Origin of the sequence: Thalassococcus lentus (assembly GCF_028023555.1) — a bacterium.
Classification (GTDB): Bacteria; Pseudomonadota; Alphaproteobacteria; order Rhodobacterales; family Rhodobacteraceae; genus Thalassococcus_A; species Thalassococcus_A lentus.
The window spans coordinates 52,718-73,823 of the sequence record NZ_JAQIOY010000001.1 but is presented as its reverse complement, the minus strand read 5'-3'; the positions used below and the strand labels follow the sequence as shown (position 1 = coordinate 73,823).

The following is a 21,106-nucleotide window of genomic DNA, read 5'->3' as shown; positions in this document are numbered from 1 at the left end:
TGAATTTCGTGAAACAAAGGCGCAGAACGGGCCTTGATTTCGGTCTTGGCATGGCGTACCCCACGGCTCGGACTTTAGGGGTATAGCTCAGCTGGTAGAGCGACGGTCTCCAAAACCGTAGGTCGCGGGTTCGAACCCTGCTGCCCCTGCCATTTCCCGAAAAACGTTTTGACGGATGATCCGTCAAAAAGGGCCGCGGATTTTCCGCAGCCCCTTTTTATTTGCCGGACGCCTATGGGAGAAAAGGCGTCCGGTGGTTGGCGGGCGACATTAGTTGACGAATGCCTGCACGAAGCCGCGCTTTTCGCTTTCGGAGTCGCCGGAGTGAATGACGGACAGCAGCGTTCCGATTTCCGCGTTGGTCAGGCTCTGAACGTCCGCGTTCGGTGCGTAGGCCTGGATCTGTGCCAGACGGGCGTCTGAAGTCATTGCGTTGGCAGCGCCAGTCAGAGCGGCGACAGCGACGAGGGCAGTTGCGATAGTGCGTTTCATTTTAAGTCTCCTGTGAATTTGGGAATTTGTGAGTGGTGGTTGGAATTAGTTGACGAATGCCTGCACGAAGCCGCGCTTTTCGCTTTCGGTGTCGCCGGAGTGGATGACGGACAGCAGCGTTCCGATTTCCGCGTTGGTCAGGCTCTGAACGTCCGCGTTTGGTGCGTAGGCCTGGATCTGTGCCAGACGGGCGTCCGAAGTCATTGCGTTTGCAGCGCCAGTCAGAGCGGCGACAGCGACGAGGGCAGTTGCGATAGTGCGTTTCATTTTAAGTCTCCTTCATGTGTGTGTTCGTGCCAGACTGTGCGTTTTTGCGATCTGGCGTTTCGTGTTTGCGTCGGCGCCGTGTCCGACACCAATCGAACTAGGCATCGCTGACCGAATTGAAAAATCACGAAGTGTTCGCAAATTGCTCGCGAACTCGTGCTCTTGATTGTGAGCAGGGGGGACACGGAGCCTGTGCAAATTTGCACATTAAAAGTGCGACCCAACAAATCTTGGCCAATCGGAGTAGTCGGGCACATCCGGTCCGCGCCAAAGCCTGTGAGCAAACCGGATGCAAAGCCGGTTAAGATCAGCAAATTTTTTGAGTGACATATTTTTGAGCGGCGATTGAACGGACCGATCAGGGTTTCAATCAGAGTTTGAACCGCAGTTTTCGGGTAAACAGCCCGCGGAAAGCCAAGGCGATTCTGCTGTCAGACCTGTTGCGGCGGCGTATCATGCCTTTGAGGTGCGTGTTCCTGTATCTCTTGTAATTGCGCGCGCGTGCGCGTAAGTGCAGCGTCAACACGCAAAGGACGGAACACACAGGCATGGCCCGCACAAATCCGCTTCAATTTATTCAGCAAGTTCGCTCAGAGGTGTCCAAGGTTGTTTGGCCAACCCGCCGCGAGGTGATGCTGACAACCGTCATGGTCTTTATCATGGCAGCCTTGACTGCGGTTTTCTTTGCGCTGGTGGATGTTCTGATCCGCTCTGGACTGCAGGGCGTTCTTTCGATCTTTGGCTGAAGCGCCGACGGTTTTCCAACCGGGCCTTGAATTCGCGCCCGTGCGCGGTTAGTCAAACGGCATATTCGTAGGGGCGTGCAATGATTCGAGTTGCACGCCGCTTTTTTGTTTCCCCGAGGCATTGGGCACGGGGATGGGCGGACCCGGCGACAGCCGGAGAGAAGACAGGGGTCAGGCCAAATGGCAAAGCGGTGGTATTCGGTGAGCGTGCTGTCGAACTTCGAGAAGAAGATCGCAGAACAGATCCGGCAGTCTGTCGAAGAGCAGGGCCTTGAGGATCAGATCGACGAAGTTCTGGTTCCCACCGAAGAGGTGATCGAGGTGCGTCGCGGCAAGAAGGTCACGACGGAACGGCGCTTCATGCCCGGTTATGTTCTGGTGCACATGGAAATGTCCGATCAGGGCTATCACCTTGTGAACTCGATCAACCGCGTCACAGGGTTCCTGGGCCCGCAGGGTCGTCCGATGCCGATGCGCGATGCAGAGGTCGAAGCAATCCTCGGACGCGTTCAGGAAGGCGAAGAAGCACCTCGTCTCGAAATTCGTTTCGACGTGGGCGAAAAGGTCAAAGTCAACGACGGCCCATTCGAAGGCTTCGACGGCATGGTCGAAGGCGTGGACGACGAAAATCAGCGTTTGCGTGTTTCTGTGTCGATCTTTGGTCGTGAAACGCCGGTTGAACTTGAGTTCACTCAGGTAACCAAAGAAGGCTGATCCCGAACGGGCTCACTCATCATAAAGGCGGTTGGCATCGTTATGGGTCAACCGCTCTTGAATATCCTCAATCGGTATTCCCAGGTTGGCATGAGCCTCCAGAGCCTGTGCATAGGTCGGCAGACCGTCTGTTGGTGCTGCCCGATCCGGAGCCCAGAGGCCTGACCGAATGGCGGCCTTGCCACAGTGATAGCAGGCCTCTTCGACACTCACGACAATCGCGAAATCCGGCACCCGGGATTTGATGGCCATCATCTCTCGTAGTTTCATGTCCCGCGTCAGGACAGCCCGCCCGGTGACGCGAACGACTTCGGTGCGGTTCGGGACCAGAAACATCAGCCCAACGCGGCCGGTTTCCAGGATGTTCTGAAAGCTGTCAAAGCGGTGGTTTCCGGGTCTGTCCGGGATCACCAGTGTGTGTTGGTCCAGCACTTTGACAAATCCTGCCGGGTCGCCTTTGGGTGAGGTGTCCAAGCGGCCCGATGAATCCACAGTCGACATCACCATATAGGGTGAGCGCGCGATCCATGCCTCAATCAGCGCATCCACGTGATCGATGACCTTGGCCGTTTGTGGTGCTTGAATGCCCGGCAGTACGTCTCGGACTTCGTCGATCGAAGTTACAATGTCATTTGGCACGTAAGACATCTGTTCGGCTCCTCTTTGGGTCATTATTCGTTGGAAATCCTTCTGACGCAAAGGGTGCTGAAGAATCTCTTGCAAGATTGAGCGCTTCGGCGTATTGCGCGGGCTTGTCGCCAGATGGCCGACAAACGTGGGAGGCGAGGGTATCGCGATATCCGGACCGGACCACGCAACATAACCTGCCCGAGCCACGCGTGCGCGAGGGTGTTGTAAAGGAGATAGCCGATGGCCAAGAAGCTTGCCGGCACGATGAAGCTGCAGATCCCTGCAGGTAAAGCCAACCCCTCGCCGCCCGTAGGCCCGGCGCTGGGTCAGCGCGGTATCAACATCATGGAATTCTGCAAGGCGTTCAACGCCAAGACGCAGGACATGGAGCCTGGTGCGCCGTGCCCAACCGTGATCACCTACTACCAGGACAAATCCTTCGCGATGGATATCAAGACGCCGCCTGCGTCTTACTACCTCAAGAAGGCTGCTGGTCTGAAGCCGGTTGGCAAGCGTAACCGCCCACGCGGCGCCGAGAACCCAGGCCGAGAGACCGTTGCATCCGTAACCGTCAAGCAGGTTCGCGAAATTGCAGAAGCCAAGATGAAAGACCTGTCGGCGAATGACGTCGATCAGGCCATGAAGATCATCGTTGGTTCGGCGAAATCCATGGGCATCGAGGTAAAGTAAGATGGCAAAACTCGGAAAACGCACCCGCGCTGCCCGCGAAGCGATGGCTGGCAAGGAAGAAGTCACCGTCGAAGAGGCCGTGTCCCTGGTCAAGGCAAACGCCAAAACCAAGTTCGATGAAACTGTCGAAATCGCGATGAACCTCGGCGTTGACACTCGTCACGCAGACCAGATGGTTCGTGGTGTCATCGGCCTGCCAAACGGCACCGGTAAAACCATGCGCGTCGCAGTATTTGCCCGCGGTCCAAAGGCTGACGAAGCCAAGGAAGCCGGTGCAGACATCGTTGGCGCAGAAGACCTGATGGAAATCGTTCAGGGTGGCACCATCGAATTCGATCGCTGCATTGCGACACCGGACATGATGCCAATCGTTGGTCGTCTTGGTAAAGTGCTGGGCCCACGTAACCTGATGCCGAACCCCAAGGTTGGCACGGTGACAATGGACGTTGCTCAGGCTGTCAAAGACGCCAAGGGCGGTCAGGTCCAGTTCCGCGCTGAAAAGGGCGGTGTTGTGCACGCGGGTGTCGGCAAAGCCTCGTTCGACGAAGCACAGCTTGTCGAAAACGTTCGCGCCTTTGTTGCTGCGGTTTCCGCAGCCAAGCCTGCAGGCGCAAAGGGCACATACATGAAGAAGATCTCGCTCAGCTCGACAATGGGCCCAGGCGTGACACTGGATGTTGCCAACGCAACCGGCAACTGATCGTACCGGACATAGCTGATTCAAAGGGCGGGCCAAAGGCTCGCCCTTTCGCATTTGTGTATATGGCCGGTATGCGGACAAAGCTGCCGCACGACTTCCCAAAGCCAAAGACTGCTTTTCCGCAGGAAACTGGTGGGCTAGACTTCCGAAATCGTAAAACCGAAGAGGCGACACCATGGCGCATAACCAAAGACCTCTGGCCTCTGCTGCTCTTGCACTGGTGTTAAGCCTTTTCCCCGATGTTGGTTGGGCTCAAAGCATGGAAGAGCGACTTGGCGCTGCGGTGGAAGCAAATGAGATTGTGGGTCTTCATAGCACCGTCGTTATGTTGGATGGCGAAAGGATTGCCGAAGCCTACTTCCGAGGCGAAGATGAGCGATGGGGAACACCGATTGGATCAATCGACCATGGCCCAAATACACTGCATGATCTACGCTCAGTGACGAAGTCAGTCGTCGGTCTGCTCTACGGCATCGCCTTGTCGGAGGGTGCAGTGCCACCGCTCGACACTCCATTGCTGGATCTGTTCCCTGAGTACGCAGATTTGCGCGACGGAACGAGACGAGAAGAAATTACAGTGGAAGATGCGCTCACCATGCAGATGGGCACGGAGTGGGATGAAAGCCTGCCCTACACCGACCCCCGCAACAGCGAAATCGCCATGGAGCTTTCCGAAGACCGTTATCGCTTTGTTTTGAGCCGTCCGATGGTGACCGAACCGGGAACGACATGGACTTACAACGGCGGAGCTGTCGCATTGATCGCGAAGTTGATTGCCAATGGCACTGGGCAAGAGATTGACGCGTTTGCTGAAACTCGCCTTTTTGATCCCCTCGGAATTGAGATCCACGAGTGGGTGCGAGGCGCCGATGATGTCCCTTCCGCAGCATCTGGATTGAGATTGACAACGCGTGATCTCGCAAAGATCGGTGTGATGATTGCACAAAACGGCTCCTACAATGGTCAGGAAATTGTTCCTCCGTCCTGGCTGGAATCGTCATTTCGCCCGGCGGCAACCATCCAGGAAGGGTTTGGCTACGGGTTTCTGTGGTATCTGACCAAAGGCCCTGGTGGTGATCCTATCCTGATTGCGGTGGGCAACGGAGGTCAGCGGCTCACTGTGCAGCCGAATGCAGAATTTGTTGTCGCGACCTTTGCAGGGAACTACAACGACCCGAATGCGTGGCAGACAACCGTTCGCGTTCTGCTGGATTTCGCAATCCCAGAAGTCGTCAGATACCGTCAGCAGTGACCGTGAAGCTCTGCTATGGCAAAAGCAGACATCGGTTCATACAGCGGCATCCGACACTTTGGGCTCACAACCGATCTTCAATGACCCAGCAGCTGCGCGTCAGCCCGAACTGTCTGATACACTCCACACTTGGCACATCCCTGCGAACCCTGTATGCGGTGCCGGTGTCGTGACTGCGTGATTCGCAGCCGCGGCATATTTCGTCCGAGACGGTGGGTGCCCTCATCCGAGTGCATAAGTCCTGCCTGAGACGGGAAGAGACATCTTACCTAGGACCGGTTCATGACCGGCCCACAGGATGCGTCGACCCTTCTTCGGACTTTGTGGCAGGTATCCCCTGCCGAACTGAGCCGGAGGGTCCGCCCTCCAATAACTGGAGTGAAACTGTGGATAGAGCCCAGAAAGAGAAAGTGGTCGAGGAACTCGGCCAGATCTTTGAAAGCTCTGGCGTTGTGGTGGTATCCCGCTACGAAGGCCTCACGGTCGCTGAGATGCAGGACCTGCGGGGGCGCGCACGCGCTGCCGAAGCGTCCGTACGCGTCGCCAAGAACAGGCTCGCCAAAATTGCCCTCAAGGATTCCCAGTGCGAAAGCATTGAGGGTCTGCTCGAGGGTATGACCGTTCTGACCTATTCCGAAGATCCCGTGGCAGCTGCCAAGGTGGTCGAGGATTACGCCAAGGAGAACAAAAAGTTCGAAATCCTTGGTGGTAACATGGGCGGAACGGCTCTTGACCGTGCTGGCGTTGAAGCCGTGTCCAAGATGCCTTCCCGCGAGGAGCTTATTGCTTCCATCGTTGGCTGCATCGGCGCACCTGCTTCGAACATCGCTGGCGCAATTGGCGCACCTGCTTCGAACATCGCTTCCATCCTCTCTACGATCGAGGAAAAAGCGGCGTAAAGCGCACCATGAGATCTGCGTAGGGTAATCGCCCGAACGTTGGAACACATCTATATAACGGAAAGAGTCTAAAATGGCTGATCTGAAAGCACTTGCTGAGCAAATCGTCGGTCTGACGCTGCTGGAAGCACAAGAACTGAAAACAATCCTCAAGGACGAATACGGCATCGAGCCCGCCGCTGGTGGCGCTGTGATGATGGCTGGTCCTGCAGGCGACGCCGGTGGCGCCGCAGGCGGTGAAGAGCAGACCGAATTCGACGTGATCCTGAAGTCCGCTGGCGACAAGAAGATCAACGTGATCAAAGAAGTCCGTGGCATCACGGGCCTGGGTCTGAAAGAAGCCAAGGAACTGGTCGAAGCTGGCGGCAAAGCTGTCAAAGAAGGCGTCGACAAAGCCGAAGCCGAAGAGATCAAGAAAAAGCTCGAAGAAGCAGGCGCGGAAATCGAGCTCAAGTAATTCTCGTCTTTCGACGGATTACGGCAGGCGTCCCACATGGGGCGCCTGTTTTCGTTTGGGCCGGAATACCTGCGCCGTCAAATCGATTACGGCGGTCGCCATCGCAGTGGATTTTCCTTAGGTTAAGGATCCTGACCCGGGTCAACTTGACCATCCGAACAGTTTTTGGCATGCTCAGGCGGTTGGTTTGAGAAACGCAAAACTCCTACGGGGGGTCTTGCGCTCGGGCTGTTCACGCAATATTTGGAAGTTTCCTGCGGGTTCGAGCGATTCGAAGCCGCTGTTTTCGCGTTTTGAGCAGAGAGGTGGGCCCAAACCAAAGCAAATTAGAAGAACACCTCATCATCTATACAGACGAAATGATGGCAAAGCCGCATTCGTGTCTTGGTAAGCCCCTCTGCGAGAGAGGCTTTCCAAGGCAGGTTAGGCAAAATCGAGAGGGACGCGGTGGGACGCGACCCGAGAATGGATTTGTCTCAAGCCGTCACTGACGTGAATCCCCGCTGTGCCCCGGCAGCTGGTGGGTTCGGGCAGAGAAAATCGAAAGGGTGCTCCCCTCATGGCGCAAAGCTTCCTCGGACAAAAACGTCTTCGTCGCTACTACGGCAAAATCCGCGAAGTTCTTGAAATGCCGAACCTCATCGAGGTTCAGAAATCCAGCTACGAGCTGTTCCTCAAATCCGGTGATCAACCTCAGCCGCTTGACGGCGAGGGGATCAAAGGTGTGTTCCAGTCGGTCTTCCCGATCAAGGACTTCAATGAGACAGCGGTTCTGGAATTCGTCGGCTACGATCTGGAAAAGCCGAAGTACGATGTCGAAGAATGTATGCAGCGTGACATGACCTACAGCGCACCGCTGAAGGTCACACTGCGTTTGATCGTTTTCGATATCGACGAGGACACCGGCGCGAAGTCCGTTAAGGACATCAAGGAACAGGACGTTTTCATGGGCGACATGCCCCTGATGACGCCGAACGGCACATTCATCGTCAACGGCACCGAGCGGGTCATCGTTTCCCAGATGCACCGTTCTCCGGGCGTGTTCTTTGACCATGACAAAGGCAAAACCCACTCTTCGGGCAAGCTGCTTTTTGCATGCCGGATTATCCCGTACCGCGGTTCGTGGCTCGACTTTGAATTCGACGCAAAGGATATCGTCTTTGCCCGGATCGACCGTCGCCGCAAGCTGCCTGTAACAACACTGCTCTATGCGCTGGGTCTGGATCAGGAAAGCATCATGGATGCTTACTACGACACCGTGACCTACACGAACCGTAAGGGTGAGGGTTGGGCAACCAAGTTCTTCCCTGAGCGCGTGCGTGGCACACGCCCGGCCTATGATCTGGTTGACGCGGGCACCGGCGAAGTGATCGCCGAAGCTGGCAAGAAGGTTACTCCGCGCGCAGTCAAGAAGCTGATTGACGAAGGCAAGGTTACTGAACTGCTGCTTCCGTTCGAGCAGATCGTCGGCAAGTTTGTGTCCAAGGACATCATCAACGAAGAAACCGGCGCGATCTACGTCGAGGCCGGTGATGAACTCACATGGACAGTCGACAAGGATGGCGAAGTCACAGGCGGCACTCTGAAAGAGCTGATCGACGCGGGCATCACCGAGATTCCGGTGCTGGACATCGACAACGTCACAGTCGGCCCGTACATGCGCAACACCATGGCGCAGGACAAGAACATGAACCGCGATACCGCGCTCATGGACATCTATCGCGTCATGCGTCCGGGCGAGCCACCCACCGTCGAAGCGGCTTCGGCCCTGTTCGACACGCTGTTCTTCGATTCAGAGCGTTACGATCTGTCGGCTGTTGGCCGTGTGAAGATGAACATGCGTCTGGCACTCGACAAGGGTGACGTTCAGCGTACGCTGGACCGGGAAGACATCGTTAAGTGCATTAAGGCACTGGTAGAGCTGCGTGACGGCAAGGGTGACATCGACGACATCGACCACCTCGGCAACCGCCGTGTCCGTTCCGTTGGCGAACTGATGGAAAACCAGTACCGCGTTGGCCTTCTCCGTATGGAGCGCGCGATCAAAGAGCGTATGTCCTCTGTCGAAATCGACACTGTGATGCCGCAGGATCTGATTAACGCCAAGCCAGCTGCGGCTGCTGTGCGTGAATTCTTCGGCTCTTCGCAGCTGTCGCAGTTCATGGACCAAACCAACCCGCTCTCCGAAGTGACGCACAAGCGTCGTCTCTCGGCGCTTGGGCCAGGTGGTCTGACACGCGAACGTGCAGGCTTTGAGGTGCGCGACGTTCATGCCACGCACTACGGCCGTATGTGTCCGATTGAAACGCCGGAAGGCCCGAACATCGGCCTGATCAACTCGCTGGCCACCTTTGCCCGCGTGAACAAATATGGCTTTATCGAAACGCCATACCGCCGGGTCGAGAACGGTGTTGTATCTGACGATGTCAGCTACATGTCCGCGACCGAAGAACAGCGTCACACCGTGGCGCAGGCAAACGCGTCTATCGATGAAAACGGCAAGTTCACCAATGAATTCGTGAACACCCGTCAGGCGGGCGAATACACGCTGGCGCCATCGGAGTCCGTTGACCTGATCGACGTCTCGCCAAAGCAGCTCGTATCCGTTGCGGCCTCGCTGATCCCGTTCCTCGAAAATGACGACGCCAACCGCGCTCTGATGGGCTCGAACATGCAACGTCAGGCGGTTCCAACGCTGCGCTCCGAAGCGCCGCTGGTCGGCACCGGCATCGAGGAAATCGTTGCACGCGACTCAGGCGCGGCCGTCATGGCCAAGCGTGCTGGTATTATCGACCAGGTCGATGCGCAGCGTATCGTGATCCGGGCCACCGAAGATCTGGAACTGGGCGATGCGGGCGTTGATATCTACCGCATGCGCAAATTCCAGCGTTCGAACCAGAACACCTGTATCAACCAGAACCCTCTGGTGAAGGTGGGTGACCGGGTCAAGAAGGGCGAAGTCATCGCGGATGGTCCGTCGACGGATCTGGGCGAACTGGCGCTGGGCAAGAACGTGATCGTCGCGTTCATGCCGTGGAACGGCTACAACTACGAAGACTCGATCCTGATCTCTGAGCGCATCGCGCGTGATGACGTGTTTACGTCGATCCACATCGAGGAATTCGAAGTCGCTGCCCGTGACACCAAGCTTGGGCCAGAAGAGATCACCCGCGACATTCCAAACGTCGGTGAGGAAGCACTGCGCAACCTCGACGAAGCGGGCATCGTTTACATCGGTGCCGATGTGGAGCCGGGCGATATTCTCGTGGGCAAGATCACACCAAAAGGCGAAAGCCCGATGACGCCGGAAGAAAAGCTTCTGCGTGCCATCTTTGGTGAAAAGGCGTCGGACGTGCGCGATACATCGCTGCGTGTGAAGCCGGGTGACTACGGTACCGTCGTAGAAGTGCGCGTTTTCAACCGCCACGGCGTTGAAAAAGACGAACGCGCCCTGCAGATCGAGCGTGAAGAGATCGAACAGCTCGCGCGTGACCGCGATGACGAACTGGCGATTCTCGACCGCAACATCTATGCGCGTCTTCAGTCCATGGTTCTTGGCAAAGTGGCTGTCAAAGGCCCCAAAGGCGTCAAGTCGAACTCTGAAATCACGCAAGACCTGCTGGACAGCCTGACACGCGGTCAGTGGTGGCAGCTTGCGCTGGAAGACGAAGACGACGCCAAGATCGTTGAAGCCCTGCACGACCAGTACGAAGCTCAGAAGCGTGCGCTTGACGCCCGTTTCGAAGACAAGGTCGAAAAAGTACGGCGCGGTGACGATCTGCCTCCGGGTGTGATGAAGATGGTCAAGGTTTTCGTGGCTGTGAAGCGCAAGCTGCAGCCCGGCGACAAGATGGCCGGCCGTCACGGCAACAAGGGTGTTATCTCCAAGGTTGTCCCGATGGAGGACATGCCGTTCCTCGAGGATGGTACCCCGGTCGACTTCTGTCTGAACCCACTGGGCGTGCCTTCGCGTATGAACGTTGGTCAGATCCTCGAAACCCACATGGGTTGGGCCGCACGCGGCATGGGTGTGCAGATTGACGAGGCACTTCAGGACTATCGCCGCTCCGGTGATCTGACTCCTGTTCGTGAAGCGCTGCGCATCGCCTATGGCGAAGATGTCTACGAAGAAGGCATCAAAGACATGGACGAAGGCCAGGTGATCGAAGCGGCGGGCAACGTGACCCACGGTGTTCCGATTGCGACGCCGGTCTTTGACGGCGCCAAGGAAGCAGACGTGAACGACGCGCTGGTGCGTGCCGGGTTCGATACATCGGGTCAGTCTGTCCTGTTTGATGGCCGTACCGGTGAACAGTTCGCCCGGAAGGTCACAGTGGGCGTTAAATACCTGCTGAAGCTGCACCACCTTGTGGACGACAAGATCCACGCCCGTTCGACCGGGCCTTACTCGCTTGTTACGCAGCAGCCGCTGGGTGGTAAGGCGCAGTTCGGTGGTCAGCGTTTCGGTGAGATGGAAGTCTGGGCTCTGGAAGCTTATGGCGCCGCCTACACCCTGCAGGAAATGCTGACGGTGAAGTCGGACGATGTGGCAGGCCGGACCAAGGTCTATGAATCGATCGTCAAGGGCGAGGACAACTTCGAAGCCGGCGTGCCGGAATCGTTCAACGTACTCGTCAAAGAGGTCCGCGGCCTGGGCCTGAACATGGAACTCCTGGATGCGGAGGAGGAAGAATAAGCGCCTCAAGAAGACGCGGACAATGTCCAAGACGTTGTCCGCAGAACTCGGCCGTATTCTCCCCCGCACCCTCTAACCTTTGAGGACACAAGATGAACCAGGAACTGACAAACAACCCGTTCAACCCGCTGACGCCGCCGAAGGTCTTTGACGAGATCAAGGTGAGCCTCGCCTCGCCAGAGCGTATCCTGTCGTGGTCGTTCGGTGAGATCAAAAAGCCAGAAACCATCAACTACCGGACGTTCAAGCCTGAGCGTGACGGTCTGTTCTGCGCGCGTATCTTTGGCCCGATCAAGGACTACGAATGCCTGTGTGGCAAATACAAGCGCATGAAGTACCGCGGCGTTGTCTGCGAAAAATGTGGTGTGGAAGTCACGCTGCAAAAGGTCCGCCGCGAGCGCATGGGCCACATCGAGCTGGCCGCACCCTGCGCGCACATCTGGTTCCTCAAGTCGCTGCCATCGCGCATCGGTCTGATGCTGGACATGACATTGCGCGATTTGGAACGCGTTCTGTATTTCGAAAACTACGTGGTTATCGAACCGGGCCTGACCGATCTGACCTATGGCCAGATGCTGAGCGAAGAGGAATTCCTCGACGCGCAGGACGCATACGGCATGGACGCCTTCACCGCCAATATCGGCGCCGAAGCGATCCGTGAAATGCTCGCAGCGATCGATCTGGAATCCGAGGCAGAAAACCTGCGCGCGGATCTTAAGGAAGCCACCGGCGAATTGAAGCCCAAGAAGATCATCAAGCGCCTCAAGGTGGTTGAAAGCTTCTTGGAGTCCGGCAACCGCCCTGAGTGGATGATCCTGACTGTTGTGCCGGTCATTCCACCAGAACTGCGTCCGCTGGTTCCACTGGATGGCGGCCGTTTCGCGACCTCGGATCTGAACGATCTGTACCGCCGCGTTATCAACCGGAACAACCGTCTCAAGCGCCTAATCGAGCTGCGCGCGCCTGACATTATCGTCCGCAACGAAAAGCGGATGCTGCAGGAAGCCGTTGATGCACTGTTTGACAACGGTCGCCGTGGCCGTGTGATCACCGGCGCGAACAAGCGTCCGCTGAAGTCGCTGTCTGACATGCTGAAGGGCAAGCAGGGTCGCTTCCGTCAGAACCTTTTGGGTAAGCGCGTCGACTTCTCGGGTCGTTCGGTCATCGTGACTGGCCCTGAACTCAAGCTGCACCAGTGTGGCCTGCCCAAGAAGATGGCGCTCGAACTGTTCAAGCCGTTCATCTACTCGCGGTTGGAGGCCAAGGGCCTGTCCAGCACCGTGAAGCAAGCCAAGAAGCTGGTCGAAAAAGAACGTCCCGAGGTTTGGGATATTCTGGACGAGGTTATCCGCGAGCACCCGGTCCTGCTGAACCGCGCGCCAACGCTGCACCGTCTGGGCATTCAGGCCTTCGAACCCACGCTGATTGAAGGCAAAGCCATCCAGCTTCACCCGCTGGTCTGTTCGGCCTTTAACGCTGACTTCGACGGCGACCAAATGGCGGTACACGTTCCTCTGAGCCTTGAGGCCCAGTTGGAAGCACGTGTTCTGATGATGTCCACGAACAACGTTCTGTCGCCCGCCAACGGCGCGCCGATCATCGTTCCATCGCAGGATATGATCCTTGGCCTCTACTATACCACCATCATGCGTGAAGGCATGAAGGGTGAAGGCCTTGTCTTTGGGTCGGTCGAAGAGGTTGAACACGCCCTCAACGCTGGCGAAGTGCATCTGCACGCCAAGGTCCAGTGTCGCGTTCCGCAGATCGATGGCGAAGGCAACGAGGTCGTGAAGCGTTACGAGACGACACCTGGCCGTGTACGGCTTGGGTCTCTGCTGCCGCTGAACGCCAAGGCACCCTTCGATCTGGTCAACACGCTCCTGCGTAAGAAGGACGTTCAGAAAGTCATCGACACCGTCTACCGCTACTGTGGTCAGAAAGAGTCGGTCATCTTCTGTGACCAGATCATGTCCATGGGCTTCAAAGAAGCGTTCCGCGCCGGCATCTCGTTCGGCAAGGACGACATGGTCATTCCTGACAACAAGTGGGGCATCGTTGATGAAACACGTGAGCAGGTAAAAGACTTTGAACAGCAGTACATGGACGGCCTGATCACTCAGGGCGAAAAGTACAATAAAGTTGTGGATGCCTGGTCAAAGTGTAACGACAAGGTCACCGACGCCATGATGGGCACCATCTCGGCTGCCAAAACCGAAGAAAGCGGCGCAGAAGCCGAACCAAACTCGGTTTACATGATGGCACACTCCGGTGCGCGTGGCTCGGTTACTCAGATGAAACAGCTGGGCGGGATGCGCGGTCTGATGGCGAAGCCGAATGGCGACATCATCGAAACGCCGATCATCTCGAACTTTAAAGAAGGCCTGACCGTTCTCGAGTACTTCAACTCTACCCACGGCGCCCGTAAGGGTCTTTCGGATACGGCTCTGAAAACCGCGAACTCGGGTTACCTGACCCGTCGTCTGGTTGACGTTGCGCAGGACTGCATCATCCGTATGCACGATTGTGGAACCGAAACCGCGATCACCGCAGAAGCGGCGGTCAACGATGGTGAAGTGGTGGCATCGCTGGCCGAACGTGTGCTGGGCCGTGTCGCAGCCGAAGACATCCTGAACCCGGCCACTGGTGAGATCATCGTCAAGGAAGGCGAACTGATTGACGAACGTACGTCGGACAACATCGACGAAGCGGCCGTTCAAACAGCGCGCATTCGTTCGCCACTGACCTGTGAAGCCGAAGAAGGCGTTTGCGCCATGTGCTATGGCCGTGACCTCGCGCGCGGCACCATGGTGAACACCGGCGAAGCTGTCGGCATCATCGCTGCTCAGTCGATCGGTGAACCTGGCACGCAGCTGACAATGCGGACGTTCCACATTGGTGGCGTTGCTCAGGGTGGCCAGCAGTCGTTCCTCGAAGCCAGCCAGGAAGGCAAGATTGTCTTCGAAAACACATCGACGCTCGAAAATGCTGCGGGTGACACGCTTGTCATGGGCCGTAACATGAAGCTGCTGATCGTGGATGAGCAGGGTGGTGAACGTGCCAGCCACAAGCTGGGCTACGGTTCCAAGCTTTGGGTCAAGGACGGTGATACCATCGCCCGTGGCGACAAGCTGTTCGAGTGGGATCCCTATACGCTTCCAATCATCGCGGAAGCAGATGGTGTGGCCCGTCACGTCGATCTGACCGCCGGTGTTGCCGTGCGTGACGAAACCGATGACGCGACAGGCATGACCCAGAAGATCGTGATCGACTGGCGTGCAGCACCCAAGGGCAATGAGCTCAAGCCTGAAATCATCCTGATGGACAAGGACGGCGAGCCTGTACGCAACGCGGCGGGCAACCCGATTACTTACCCAATGTCCGTGGATGCCATCCTGTCCTGTGAAGACGGTCAGGATGTTAAGGCTGGTGACGTGGTTGCGCGTATTCCGCGTGAGGGTGCCAAGACCAAGGACATCACCGGTGGTCTGCCGCGTGTGGCCGAACTCTTTGAGGCTCGTCGCCCCAAGGACAACGCCATCATCGCGGAAATCGACGGCTATGTTCGCTTTGGCAAAGACTACAAGAACAAGCGCCGTATCGCGATTGAGCCTGTAGAAGAAGGCGCCGACACCAAGGAGTACATGATCCCCAAGGGCAAGCACATTCCTGTTCAGGAAGGCGATTTTGTCCAGAAGGGTGACTACATCATGGACGGCAACCCGGCGCCGCATGACATCCTCGCCATCATGGGGATCGAGGCTCTGGCCAACTACATGATCGACGAAGTTCAGGACGTGTACCGACTGCAGGGCGTGAAGATCAACGACAAGCATGTCGAAGTGATCGTACGCCAGATGCTGCAAAAGTGGGAAATCCAGGACAGCGGCGATACAACCCTTCTCAAGGGCGAACATGTTGACAAGGCCGAGTTCGATGCTGCCAACGAAAAGGCGATCTCGAAGGGTGGACGCCCGGCTCAGGGCGAACCGATCCTGTTGGGTATCACCAAGGCGTCGTTGCAGACTCGTTCGTTCATCTCTGCCGCATCGTTCCAGGAAACGACGCGTGTGCTGACCGAAGCATCGGTTCAGGGCAAGAAGGACAAGCTGGTCGGCCTGAAGGAAAACGTCATCGTGGGTCGTCTGATCCCAGCCGGTACAGGTGGCGCGACCCAGAAGGTTCGCAAGATCGCTCAGGATCGCGACAACGTCGTGATCGACGCGCGCCGCGAAGAGGCAGAAGCCGCGGCAGCCTTGGCTGCACCGGAAATGCCCGCCGAGGACGTCGTCGGTGGCGATGAATTCGACACGCTGATCGTCGACACACCGGAAAGCCGCGAATAAACTGCGCGACCCGGATTAAATTCAAAACGCCCCGACCTCAGGTCGGGGCGTTTTTCGTTGGCCATTGCCGATGTTCAACGCCGAAGGCTCTGGGCTGTGCGATCGGGCAGAAAGATCACATCGGGATCATGGAAATCGCTTGTTGCCGCGGGCCATTGCCATGCTCTAAAGCCGACTCATGCAATTCTCGGACAACACACGTGGCGCGATGCTGATGATGGCTTCTATGGCCAGCTTCACCTTTGGCGACACTGCCGTCAAAGCGCTCGGTGCGCTTGGTATGCCTTTGTCACAGATCCTTGTGATCCGGGGCAGTGTCGCGACACTATTCATTGTCGTGCTGGCGGCCTCCATTGGGCAGTTGCGATTGCGGTTGCCTCGAAAGGATCTGGGGCTGGTTGTCCTGCGCAGCGCTGCCGAGGTTGCCTCTGCCTACTTTTTCCTAACGGCGCTCATTCATATGCCGATCGCGAATGTTGCGGCCTTGCTGCAAATGTTGCCTTTGACCGTCACGCTGGGCGGCGCGCTCTTTTTCGCAGAGGCCGTGGGATGGCGACGTTGGATCGCTATCGCCGTTGGCTTTTGCGGAATGCTGTTGATCGTGCGGCCAGGGACAGATGGCTTTGATGCGTGGTCAGTTTACGCGTTGATTGCCGTCGCGGGCGTCACTGTCCGCGATCTCGCCACGCGGCGCATGTCTGCGCAGGTTCCGTCGCTGACCGTCACGGCGTGGGCATCGGTTTGCGTGCTCATATTCGCCGCGATTTGGTCAGTCGGTCAGGACTGGATCGCCGTTGATACGCAAGCAACGTGGTTGCTGGCCGCCACTTCGTTGTTCATCGTCGGAGGTTATACGTTCAGTGTAATGGTCATGCGGGTTGGCGATGTCAGTTTTGTGGCACCATTCCGGTACACAGGGCTGGTCTGGGCGCTGATCCTGGGATGGTTCGTCTTTGGGGACTGGCCCAGTTCTCTGACGCTGGTTGGAGCGACCCTGATCGTCGGGATGGGGCTATTTACGCTGTGGCGCGAGGCACAGGTCAAACGCCGAAAGCGGCCTTGATCCCGGCCGGAGTCACGGCGAACCGATCCTTCAGAATAGCGAGCGTTTCTGGGTCCGCGTCCGGCAATTCCTGCGCAGCCACATGGGCCTTTTGGCGCGAGTCGTTAAAGTCGTTGTGACCACGTAAATACATAGGCGTATCGGTAAAGGTCACGGTTGGCATGAACTGAGGCAGTTTTCCGTGGGCAAAGTTCATGATGCTTTGCTGGTTCCCGCCACGAACCGCCATGCCCAAACCCATTGGGTAGAACGGCAACACGCAGGGCTTGGCCTGAATTCCCCGGGATGATGGCTGAACGATGAACCCACGATTATAGTCTATCGCAAAGCTGCGATGCTGATCGTGAAGCCCAGCCACGGTTTCGCTGTCGCGTTTCAACCGTTCCACGAAATCCACGGCAACCGCATCGTCGTCATCCAGACGGAACTGAAGGCAGGGCTCTTTCACATCGTTCCGACATCCATTCAGCACGGACTGGCAGGTCTTGCGATGTGGCCCCGGTGGCATGGCGATAACCTTTGCCTGTGGCATGTCAGCGATCATGTCGAACAAGCGTGCAGCCAACGGATCGGGCAGCGCCTCGTCAATGAGGATGGCGAAGGTGAATTCCTGATCTGTCTGGGCTTTCAAAGCCGGCAATGTAATGGCCTGAAACGTCGCAAATCGTTCGTCCATACGGACCGGATCATATAGATAAGCCCTGCGGTCCTCGATGCTTTGGTGTTCGACCTGAAAACCGCCTTCGGCTGGATAAGAAAAACGACATAAACCGATCACTTGCATGGGTTGCCCTTCGGTGGCATGGCTTTCCACCATGCATTGCATTGCCAGCGCGATGGAGCAAGCGGGCAGGGCTGTTGACATGCCTTCCGACTCCCCCTATACGCGCCGCTAATCAGCCCGGGGTGCCGTTGTGCCCGGGGCTATTATCAGTACTGAAGCGGTCAAGATCCGGGCCCTGCGCTCCGATCCTCTGGACACCCACCGCGTCGCCCCATTCTTGGTGGCGGTAGCGGTGTTTTGCGTCGTTTATCCGGCGCGCAAAGAACCGGCGACCTGCGGACGCGCAGGGCGCTTAAGACAAACCAAGGCACGGGGGGTCCTCGTGCACCACATATGTGAGAAGTACGGGGAAGAAACCGGAATGCCCACGATCCAACAGCTGATCCGCAAGCCGCGGCAGCCAAAAGTCAAGCGCTCGAAGTCTCAGCACCTTGAGCAGTGCCCTCAGAAGCGCGGTGTTTGCACCCGCGTGTACACCACCACCCCCAAGAAGCCGAACTCGGCTATGCGGAAGGTGGCAAAGGTCCGTCTGACCAATGGTTACGAGGTAATCAGCTACATCCCCGGTGAGAGCCACAACCTTCAGGAACACTCTGTTGTCCTGATCCGTGGCGGCCGTGTCAAAGACCTTCCTGGTGTTCGTTACCACATCCTTCGTGGTGTTCTCGATACACAGGGCGTCAAAGACCGGAAGCAGCGCCGTTCGAAGTATGGCGCGAAGCGTCCGAAGTAAGAGGAAGATCAGATGTCTCGTCGTCACGCCGCAGAGAAGCGCGAAGTCCTGCCCGACGCCAAATATGGCGATCGGGTTCTGACCAAGTTCATGAACAACCTGATGATCGACGGCAAAAAGTCGGTCGCAGAACGCATCGTCTACAGCGCGCTGGATCGCGTTGAAGCCAAGGTAAAGCGCGCGCCCGTGGAACTGTTCCACGAAGCGCTGGACAACATCAAACCGTCGGTTGAGGTTCGCTCACGCCGCGTTGGTGGTGCCACGTATCAGGTTCCCGTCGAAGTGCGCCCCGAGCGCCGTGAGGCGCTGGCGATCCGCTGGCTGATCACAGCATCGCGTTCGCGCAACGAAAACACCATGGAAGAGCGTCTCGCCGGCGAATTGCTGGATGCCGTTCAGTCCCGTGGTTCCGCTGTCAAAAAGCGCGAAGACACCCACAAGATGGCCGACGCCAACAAAGCGTTCAGCCACTATCGCTGGTAACCCGTCAGTTTCGTCTGACGCAGAGAGGCAAAGCAAATGGCTCGCGAATATCCGCTCGAACTATACCGCAACTTCGGTATCATGGCGCACATCGATGCAGGTAAGACCACCTGCTCGGAGCGTATCCTGTTTTACACCGGCAAGTCCCACAACATCGGTGAGGTGCACGATGGTGCGGCCACCATGGACTGGATGGAGCAGGAGCAGGAGCGTGGCATCACGATCACTTCGGCTGCGACAACCACATTCTGGGAACGCACCGAAGACGGTCAGCAGGCAGACAGCCCAAAGCACCGCCTGAACATCATCGACACCCCCGGACACGTTGACTTCACAATCGAAGTTGAGCGTTCGTTGGCTGTTCTCGATGGTGCGGTTTGTGTTCTGGACGCAAACGCAGGTGTTGAGCCTCAGACTGAAACAGTCTGGCGTCAGGCGGACCGCTACAAGGTTCCGCGCATGGTGTTCGTCAACAAGATGGACAAGATCGGCGCAGACTTCTTCAACTGTGTTGAGATGATCGAAGATCGTACAGGCGCACGCGCAATCCCGGTTGGTGTTCCAATCGGCGCGGAAAGCGAACTGGAAGGCCTGGTTGATCTCGTGACCATGGAAGAGTGGCTGTGGCAGGGTGAAGATCTGGGCGCGTCCTGGGTCAAAGGTCCGATCCGCGAAAGCCTGCAGGACATGGCCGCCGAATGGCGCGAGAAGATGATCGAAGCCGCCGTCGAGCAAGACGACGACGCGATGGAAGCCTACCTCGAAGGCAACGAGCCCGATGTTCCAACCCTGCGCAAACTGCTGCGCATGGGTACTCTGAACATGTCGTTCGTTCCTGTTCTTGGTGGTTCCGCGTTCAAGAACAAAGGTGTTCAGCCGCTGCTCAACGCTGTGATCGACTACCTGCCCAGCCCGCTGGACGTTGTCGACTACATGGGTTTCGCCCCAGGCGATGAAACGGAAGAGCGTAACATTGCTCGTCGCGCTGACGATGACATGGCCTTCTCTGGCCTGGCGTTCAAAATCATGAACGACCCCTTCGTTGGCTCTCTGACCTTCACACGCATCTACTCTGGTACGATGAACAAGGGTGACAGCATCCTGAACTCGACCAAAGGTAAGAAAGAGCGCATCGGTCGTATGATGATGATGCACTCCAACAACCGTGAAGAGATCGAAGAAGCGTTTGCTGGCGACATCATCGCGCTGGCCGGTCTGAAAGACACCACAACAGGCGACACCCTATGTGATGCCAAGGAACCAGTGGTTCTGGAAACCATGACATTCCCGGATCCGGTTATCGAGATTGCTGTTGAGCCCAAAACCAAGGGCGACCAGGAAAAGATGTCTCAGGGTCTGGCCCGTCTGGCCGCCGAAGACCCATCCTTCCGCGTCGAAACCGACCTCGAGTCTGGTCAGACGATCATGAAGGGCATGGGCGAACTTCACCTGGACATCCTGGTTGACCGCCTCAAGCGTGAATTCAAGGTTGAAGCGAACATTGGTGCGCCTCAGGTTGCTTACCGCGAGACCATCGGTCACGAAGTCGAGCACACCTACACCCACAAGAAGCAGTCGGGTGGTTCGGGTCAGTTTGCTGAGGTCAAGCTCATCATCACACCGACAGAGCCGGGCGAAGGCTACTCCTTCGAGTCTCGCATTGTTGGTGGTGCGGTTCCAAAGGAATACATCCCTGGCGTCGAAAAGGGCATCAAGTCGGTTATGGACTCCGGTCCTCTGGCGGGCTTCCCGGTCATCGACTTCAAGGTTGCACTGATCGACGGTAAGTTCCACGACGTGGACTCCTCGGTTCTGGCCTTCGAAATCGCATCCCGCATGGGTATGCGCGAAGGTATGCGCAAGGCGGGTGCCAAGTTGCTTGAGCCGATCATGAAAGTCGAAGTGATCACACCTGAGGATTACACTGGTGGTATCATCGGCGATTTGACTTCGCGTCGTGGTCAGGTGACCGGGCAGGAGCCGCGCGGCAACGCCGTTGCGATCAACGCCATGGTGCCTCTGGCCAACATGTTTGGCTACATCAACACACTGCGTTCCATGTCCTCGGGCCGCGCGCAGTTTACGATGCAGTTCGATCACTACGATCCAGTACCGCAGAACATCTCGGACGAGATCCAGGCGAAATACGCATAACGG

General features: G+C 57.1%; 17 protein-coding genes and 1 tRNA gene. 14 read left to right on the top strand and 4 right to left on the bottom strand.

Annotated features, from left to right (window positions below; all coding sequences use genetic code 11):
- Window positions 1-76: 76 nt before the first annotated feature.
- Window positions 77-152: transfer RNA gene (locus PFY00_RS00425), tRNA-Trp, on the top strand.
- A gap of 118 nt (window positions 153-270) precedes the next feature.
- Here the strand turns inward: PFY00_RS00425 and PFY00_RS00420 are convergent.
- Both PFY00_RS00420 and PFY00_RS00415 read right to left on the bottom strand, forming a co-directional pair.
- Window positions 271-492, bottom strand: a complete 222-nt coding sequence (locus PFY00_RS00420; protein ID WP_271430542.1) for a hypothetical protein — start codon at window positions 490-492, stop codon at window positions 271-273.
- Between the two features lie 45 nt (window positions 493-537).
- Complete coding sequence (locus PFY00_RS00415) at window positions 538-759, bottom strand: hypothetical protein (RefSeq protein ID WP_271430541.1); 222 nt, start codon at window positions 757-759, stop codon at window positions 538-540.
- Window positions 760-1,307: 548 nt separating this feature from the next.
- Here PFY00_RS00415 and secE point away from each other — a divergent pair.
- Together secE and nusG are read left to right on the top strand one after the other, a co-directional pair.
- Window positions 1,308-1,505 carry a preprotein translocase subunit SecE gene (secE, locus tag PFY00_RS00410; protein WP_271430540.1) on the top strand — a complete coding sequence of 66 codons (198 nt, stop codon included), beginning with the start codon at window positions 1,308-1,310 and terminating at the stop codon, window positions 1,503-1,505.
- Between the two features lie 180 nt (window positions 1,506-1,685).
- Window positions 1,686-2,219 (top strand): transcription termination/antitermination protein NusG, encoded by a 534-nt coding sequence (gene nusG, locus PFY00_RS00405; protein WP_271430539.1) that lies wholly within the window; start codon window positions 1,686-1,688, stop codon window positions 2,217-2,219.
- Window positions 2,220-2,231: 12 nt separating this feature from the next.
- Here nusG and PFY00_RS00400 read toward each other — a convergent pair whose 3' ends face one another.
- Window positions 2,232-2,867, bottom strand: a complete 636-nt coding sequence (locus PFY00_RS00400) for an MSMEG_1061 family FMN-dependent PPOX-type flavoprotein (RefSeq protein WP_271430538.1) — start codon at window positions 2,865-2,867, stop codon at window positions 2,232-2,234.
- A 222-nt stretch (window positions 2,868-3,089) separates the two neighbouring features.
- Between PFY00_RS00400 and rplK the strand changes: the two genes are divergently transcribed.
- From rplK to PFY00_RS00360, 8 genes are all read left to right on the top strand, one after another.
- Entirely contained in the window at window positions 3,090-3,539 is a 450-nt protein-coding gene (gene rplK, locus PFY00_RS00395; RefSeq protein ID WP_271430537.1) for a 50S ribosomal protein L11, read from the top strand.
- A 1-nt stretch (window position 3,540) separates the two neighbouring features.
- A complete protein-coding gene (gene rplA / locus PFY00_RS00390; RefSeq protein WP_271430536.1) occupies window positions 3,541-4,239 on the top strand; it encodes a 50S ribosomal protein L1 in 699 nt (232 codons plus the stop codon).
- Between the two features lie 175 nt (window positions 4,240-4,414).
- Entirely contained in the window at window positions 4,415-5,491 is a 1,077-nt protein-coding gene (locus PFY00_RS00385; RefSeq protein WP_271430535.1) for a serine hydrolase domain-containing protein, read from the top strand.
- A 386-nt stretch (window positions 5,492-5,877) separates the two neighbouring features.
- Window positions 5,878-6,390, top strand: coding sequence for a 50S ribosomal protein L10 (gene rplJ, locus PFY00_RS00380; RefSeq protein ID WP_271430534.1), 513 nt, complete (start codon window positions 5,878-5,880; stop codon window positions 6,388-6,390).
- Between the two features lie 73 nt (window positions 6,391-6,463).
- The gene (gene rplL / locus PFY00_RS00375) at window positions 6,464-6,847 is read left to right on the top strand and encodes a 50S ribosomal protein L7/L12 (RefSeq protein WP_271430533.1); all 384 of its coding nucleotides are present in this window, start codon (window positions 6,464-6,466) and stop codon (window positions 6,845-6,847) included.
- Window positions 6,848-7,406: 559 nt separating this feature from the next.
- Window positions 7,407-11,543, top strand: a complete 4,137-nt coding sequence (gene rpoB / locus PFY00_RS00370) for a DNA-directed RNA polymerase subunit beta (RefSeq protein WP_271430532.1) — start codon at window positions 7,407-7,409, stop codon at window positions 11,541-11,543.
- Between the two features lie 92 nt (window positions 11,544-11,635).
- The gene (gene rpoC, locus PFY00_RS00365) at window positions 11,636-15,886 is read left to right on the top strand and encodes a DNA-directed RNA polymerase subunit beta' (protein WP_271430531.1); all 4,251 of its coding nucleotides are present in this window, start codon (window positions 11,636-11,638) and stop codon (window positions 15,884-15,886) included.
- Window positions 15,887-16,064: 178 nt separating this feature from the next.
- On the top strand, window positions 16,065-16,949 hold the full coding sequence (locus PFY00_RS00360) for a DMT family transporter (RefSeq protein ID WP_271430530.1): 885 nt from the start codon (window positions 16,065-16,067) through the stop codon (window positions 16,947-16,949).
- On the opposite strand, the gene PFY00_RS00355 is transcribed toward PFY00_RS00360, so the two are convergent.
- Window positions 16,927-17,814: a putative rhamnosyl transferase gene (locus tag PFY00_RS00355; protein WP_333908181.1), complete on the bottom strand. Its 888-nt coding sequence runs from the start codon at window positions 17,812-17,814 to the stop codon at window positions 16,927-16,929. The genes PFY00_RS00360 and PFY00_RS00355 overlap by 23 nt on opposite strands.
- A 280-nt stretch (window positions 17,815-18,094) precedes the next feature.
- Here PFY00_RS00355 and rpsL point away from each other — a divergent pair, with 280 nt between their 5' ends.
- The 3 genes from rpsL to fusA are packed head-to-tail and all read left to right on the top strand — an operon-like array spanning window position 18,095 to window position 21,103.
- Window positions 18,095-18,466 (top strand): 30S ribosomal protein S12, encoded by a 372-nt coding sequence (gene rpsL / locus PFY00_RS00350; protein ID WP_005862801.1) that lies wholly within the window; start codon window positions 18,095-18,097, stop codon window positions 18,464-18,466.
- Between the two features lie 12 nt (window positions 18,467-18,478).
- The gene (gene rpsG / locus PFY00_RS00345) at window positions 18,479-18,949 is read left to right on the top strand and encodes a 30S ribosomal protein S7 (RefSeq protein WP_271430529.1); all 471 of its coding nucleotides are present in this window, start codon (window positions 18,479-18,481) and stop codon (window positions 18,947-18,949) included.
- 36 nt (window positions 18,950-18,985) lie between these two features.
- Window positions 18,986-21,103 (top strand): elongation factor G, encoded by a 2,118-nt coding sequence (gene fusA / locus PFY00_RS00340; protein WP_271430528.1) that lies wholly within the window; start codon window positions 18,986-18,988, stop codon window positions 21,101-21,103.
- The last annotated feature ends 3 nt before the right edge of the window (window positions 21,104-21,106 follow it).

What these genes read in the sequence shown, in the direction of transcription:
- fusA (WP_271430528.1), top strand. Translation starts at nt 18,986, where the DNA reads ATGGCTCGCGAATATCCGCTCGAACTATACCGCAACTTCGGTATCATG.
- PFY00_RS00415 (WP_271430541.1), bottom strand. Translation starts at nt 759, where the DNA reads ATGAAACGCACTATCGCAACTGCCCTCGTCGCTGTCGCCGCTCTGACT.
- rplK (WP_271430537.1), top strand. Translation starts at nt 3,090, where the DNA reads ATGGCCAAGAAGCTTGCCGGCACGATGAAGCTGCAGATCCCTGCAGGT.
- PFY00_RS00400 (WP_271430538.1), bottom strand. Translation starts at nt 2,867, where the DNA reads ATGTCTTACGTGCCAAATGACATTGTAACTTCGATCGACGAAGTCCGA.
- rpsL (WP_005862801.1), top strand. Translation starts at nt 18,095, where the DNA reads ATGCCCACGATCCAACAGCTGATCCGCAAGCCGCGGCAGCCAAAAGTC.
- rplA (WP_271430536.1), top strand. Translation starts at nt 3,541, where the DNA reads ATGGCAAAACTCGGAAAACGCACCCGCGCTGCCCGCGAAGCGATGGCT.
- PFY00_RS00385 (WP_271430535.1), top strand. Translation starts at nt 4,415, where the DNA reads ATGGCGCATAACCAAAGACCTCTGGCCTCTGCTGCTCTTGCACTGGTG.
- PFY00_RS00360 (WP_271430530.1), top strand. Translation starts at nt 16,065, where the DNA reads ATGCAATTCTCGGACAACACACGTGGCGCGATGCTGATGATGGCTTCT.
- rpsG (WP_271430529.1), top strand. Translation starts at nt 18,479, where the DNA reads ATGTCTCGTCGTCACGCCGCAGAGAAGCGCGAAGTCCTGCCCGACGCC.
- rplL (WP_271430533.1), top strand. Translation starts at nt 6,464, where the DNA reads ATGGCTGATCTGAAAGCACTTGCTGAGCAAATCGTCGGTCTGACGCTG.
- nusG (WP_271430539.1), top strand. Translation starts at nt 1,686, where the DNA reads ATGGCAAAGCGGTGGTATTCGGTGAGCGTGCTGTCGAACTTCGAGAAG.
- rpoB (WP_271430532.1), top strand. Translation starts at nt 7,407, where the DNA reads ATGGCGCAAAGCTTCCTCGGACAAAAACGTCTTCGTCGCTACTACGGC.
- secE (WP_271430540.1), top strand. Translation starts at nt 1,308, where the DNA reads ATGGCCCGCACAAATCCGCTTCAATTTATTCAGCAAGTTCGCTCAGAG.
- PFY00_RS00355 (WP_333908181.1), bottom strand. Translation starts at nt 17,814, where the DNA reads ATGTCAACAGCCCTGCCCGCTTGCTCCATCGCGCTGGCAATGCAATGC.
- PFY00_RS00420 (WP_271430542.1), bottom strand. Translation starts at nt 492, where the DNA reads ATGAAACGCACTATCGCAACTGCCCTCGTCGCTGTCGCCGCTCTGACT.
- rpoC (WP_271430531.1), top strand. Translation starts at nt 11,636, where the DNA reads ATGAACCAGGAACTGACAAACAACCCGTTCAACCCGCTGACGCCGCCG.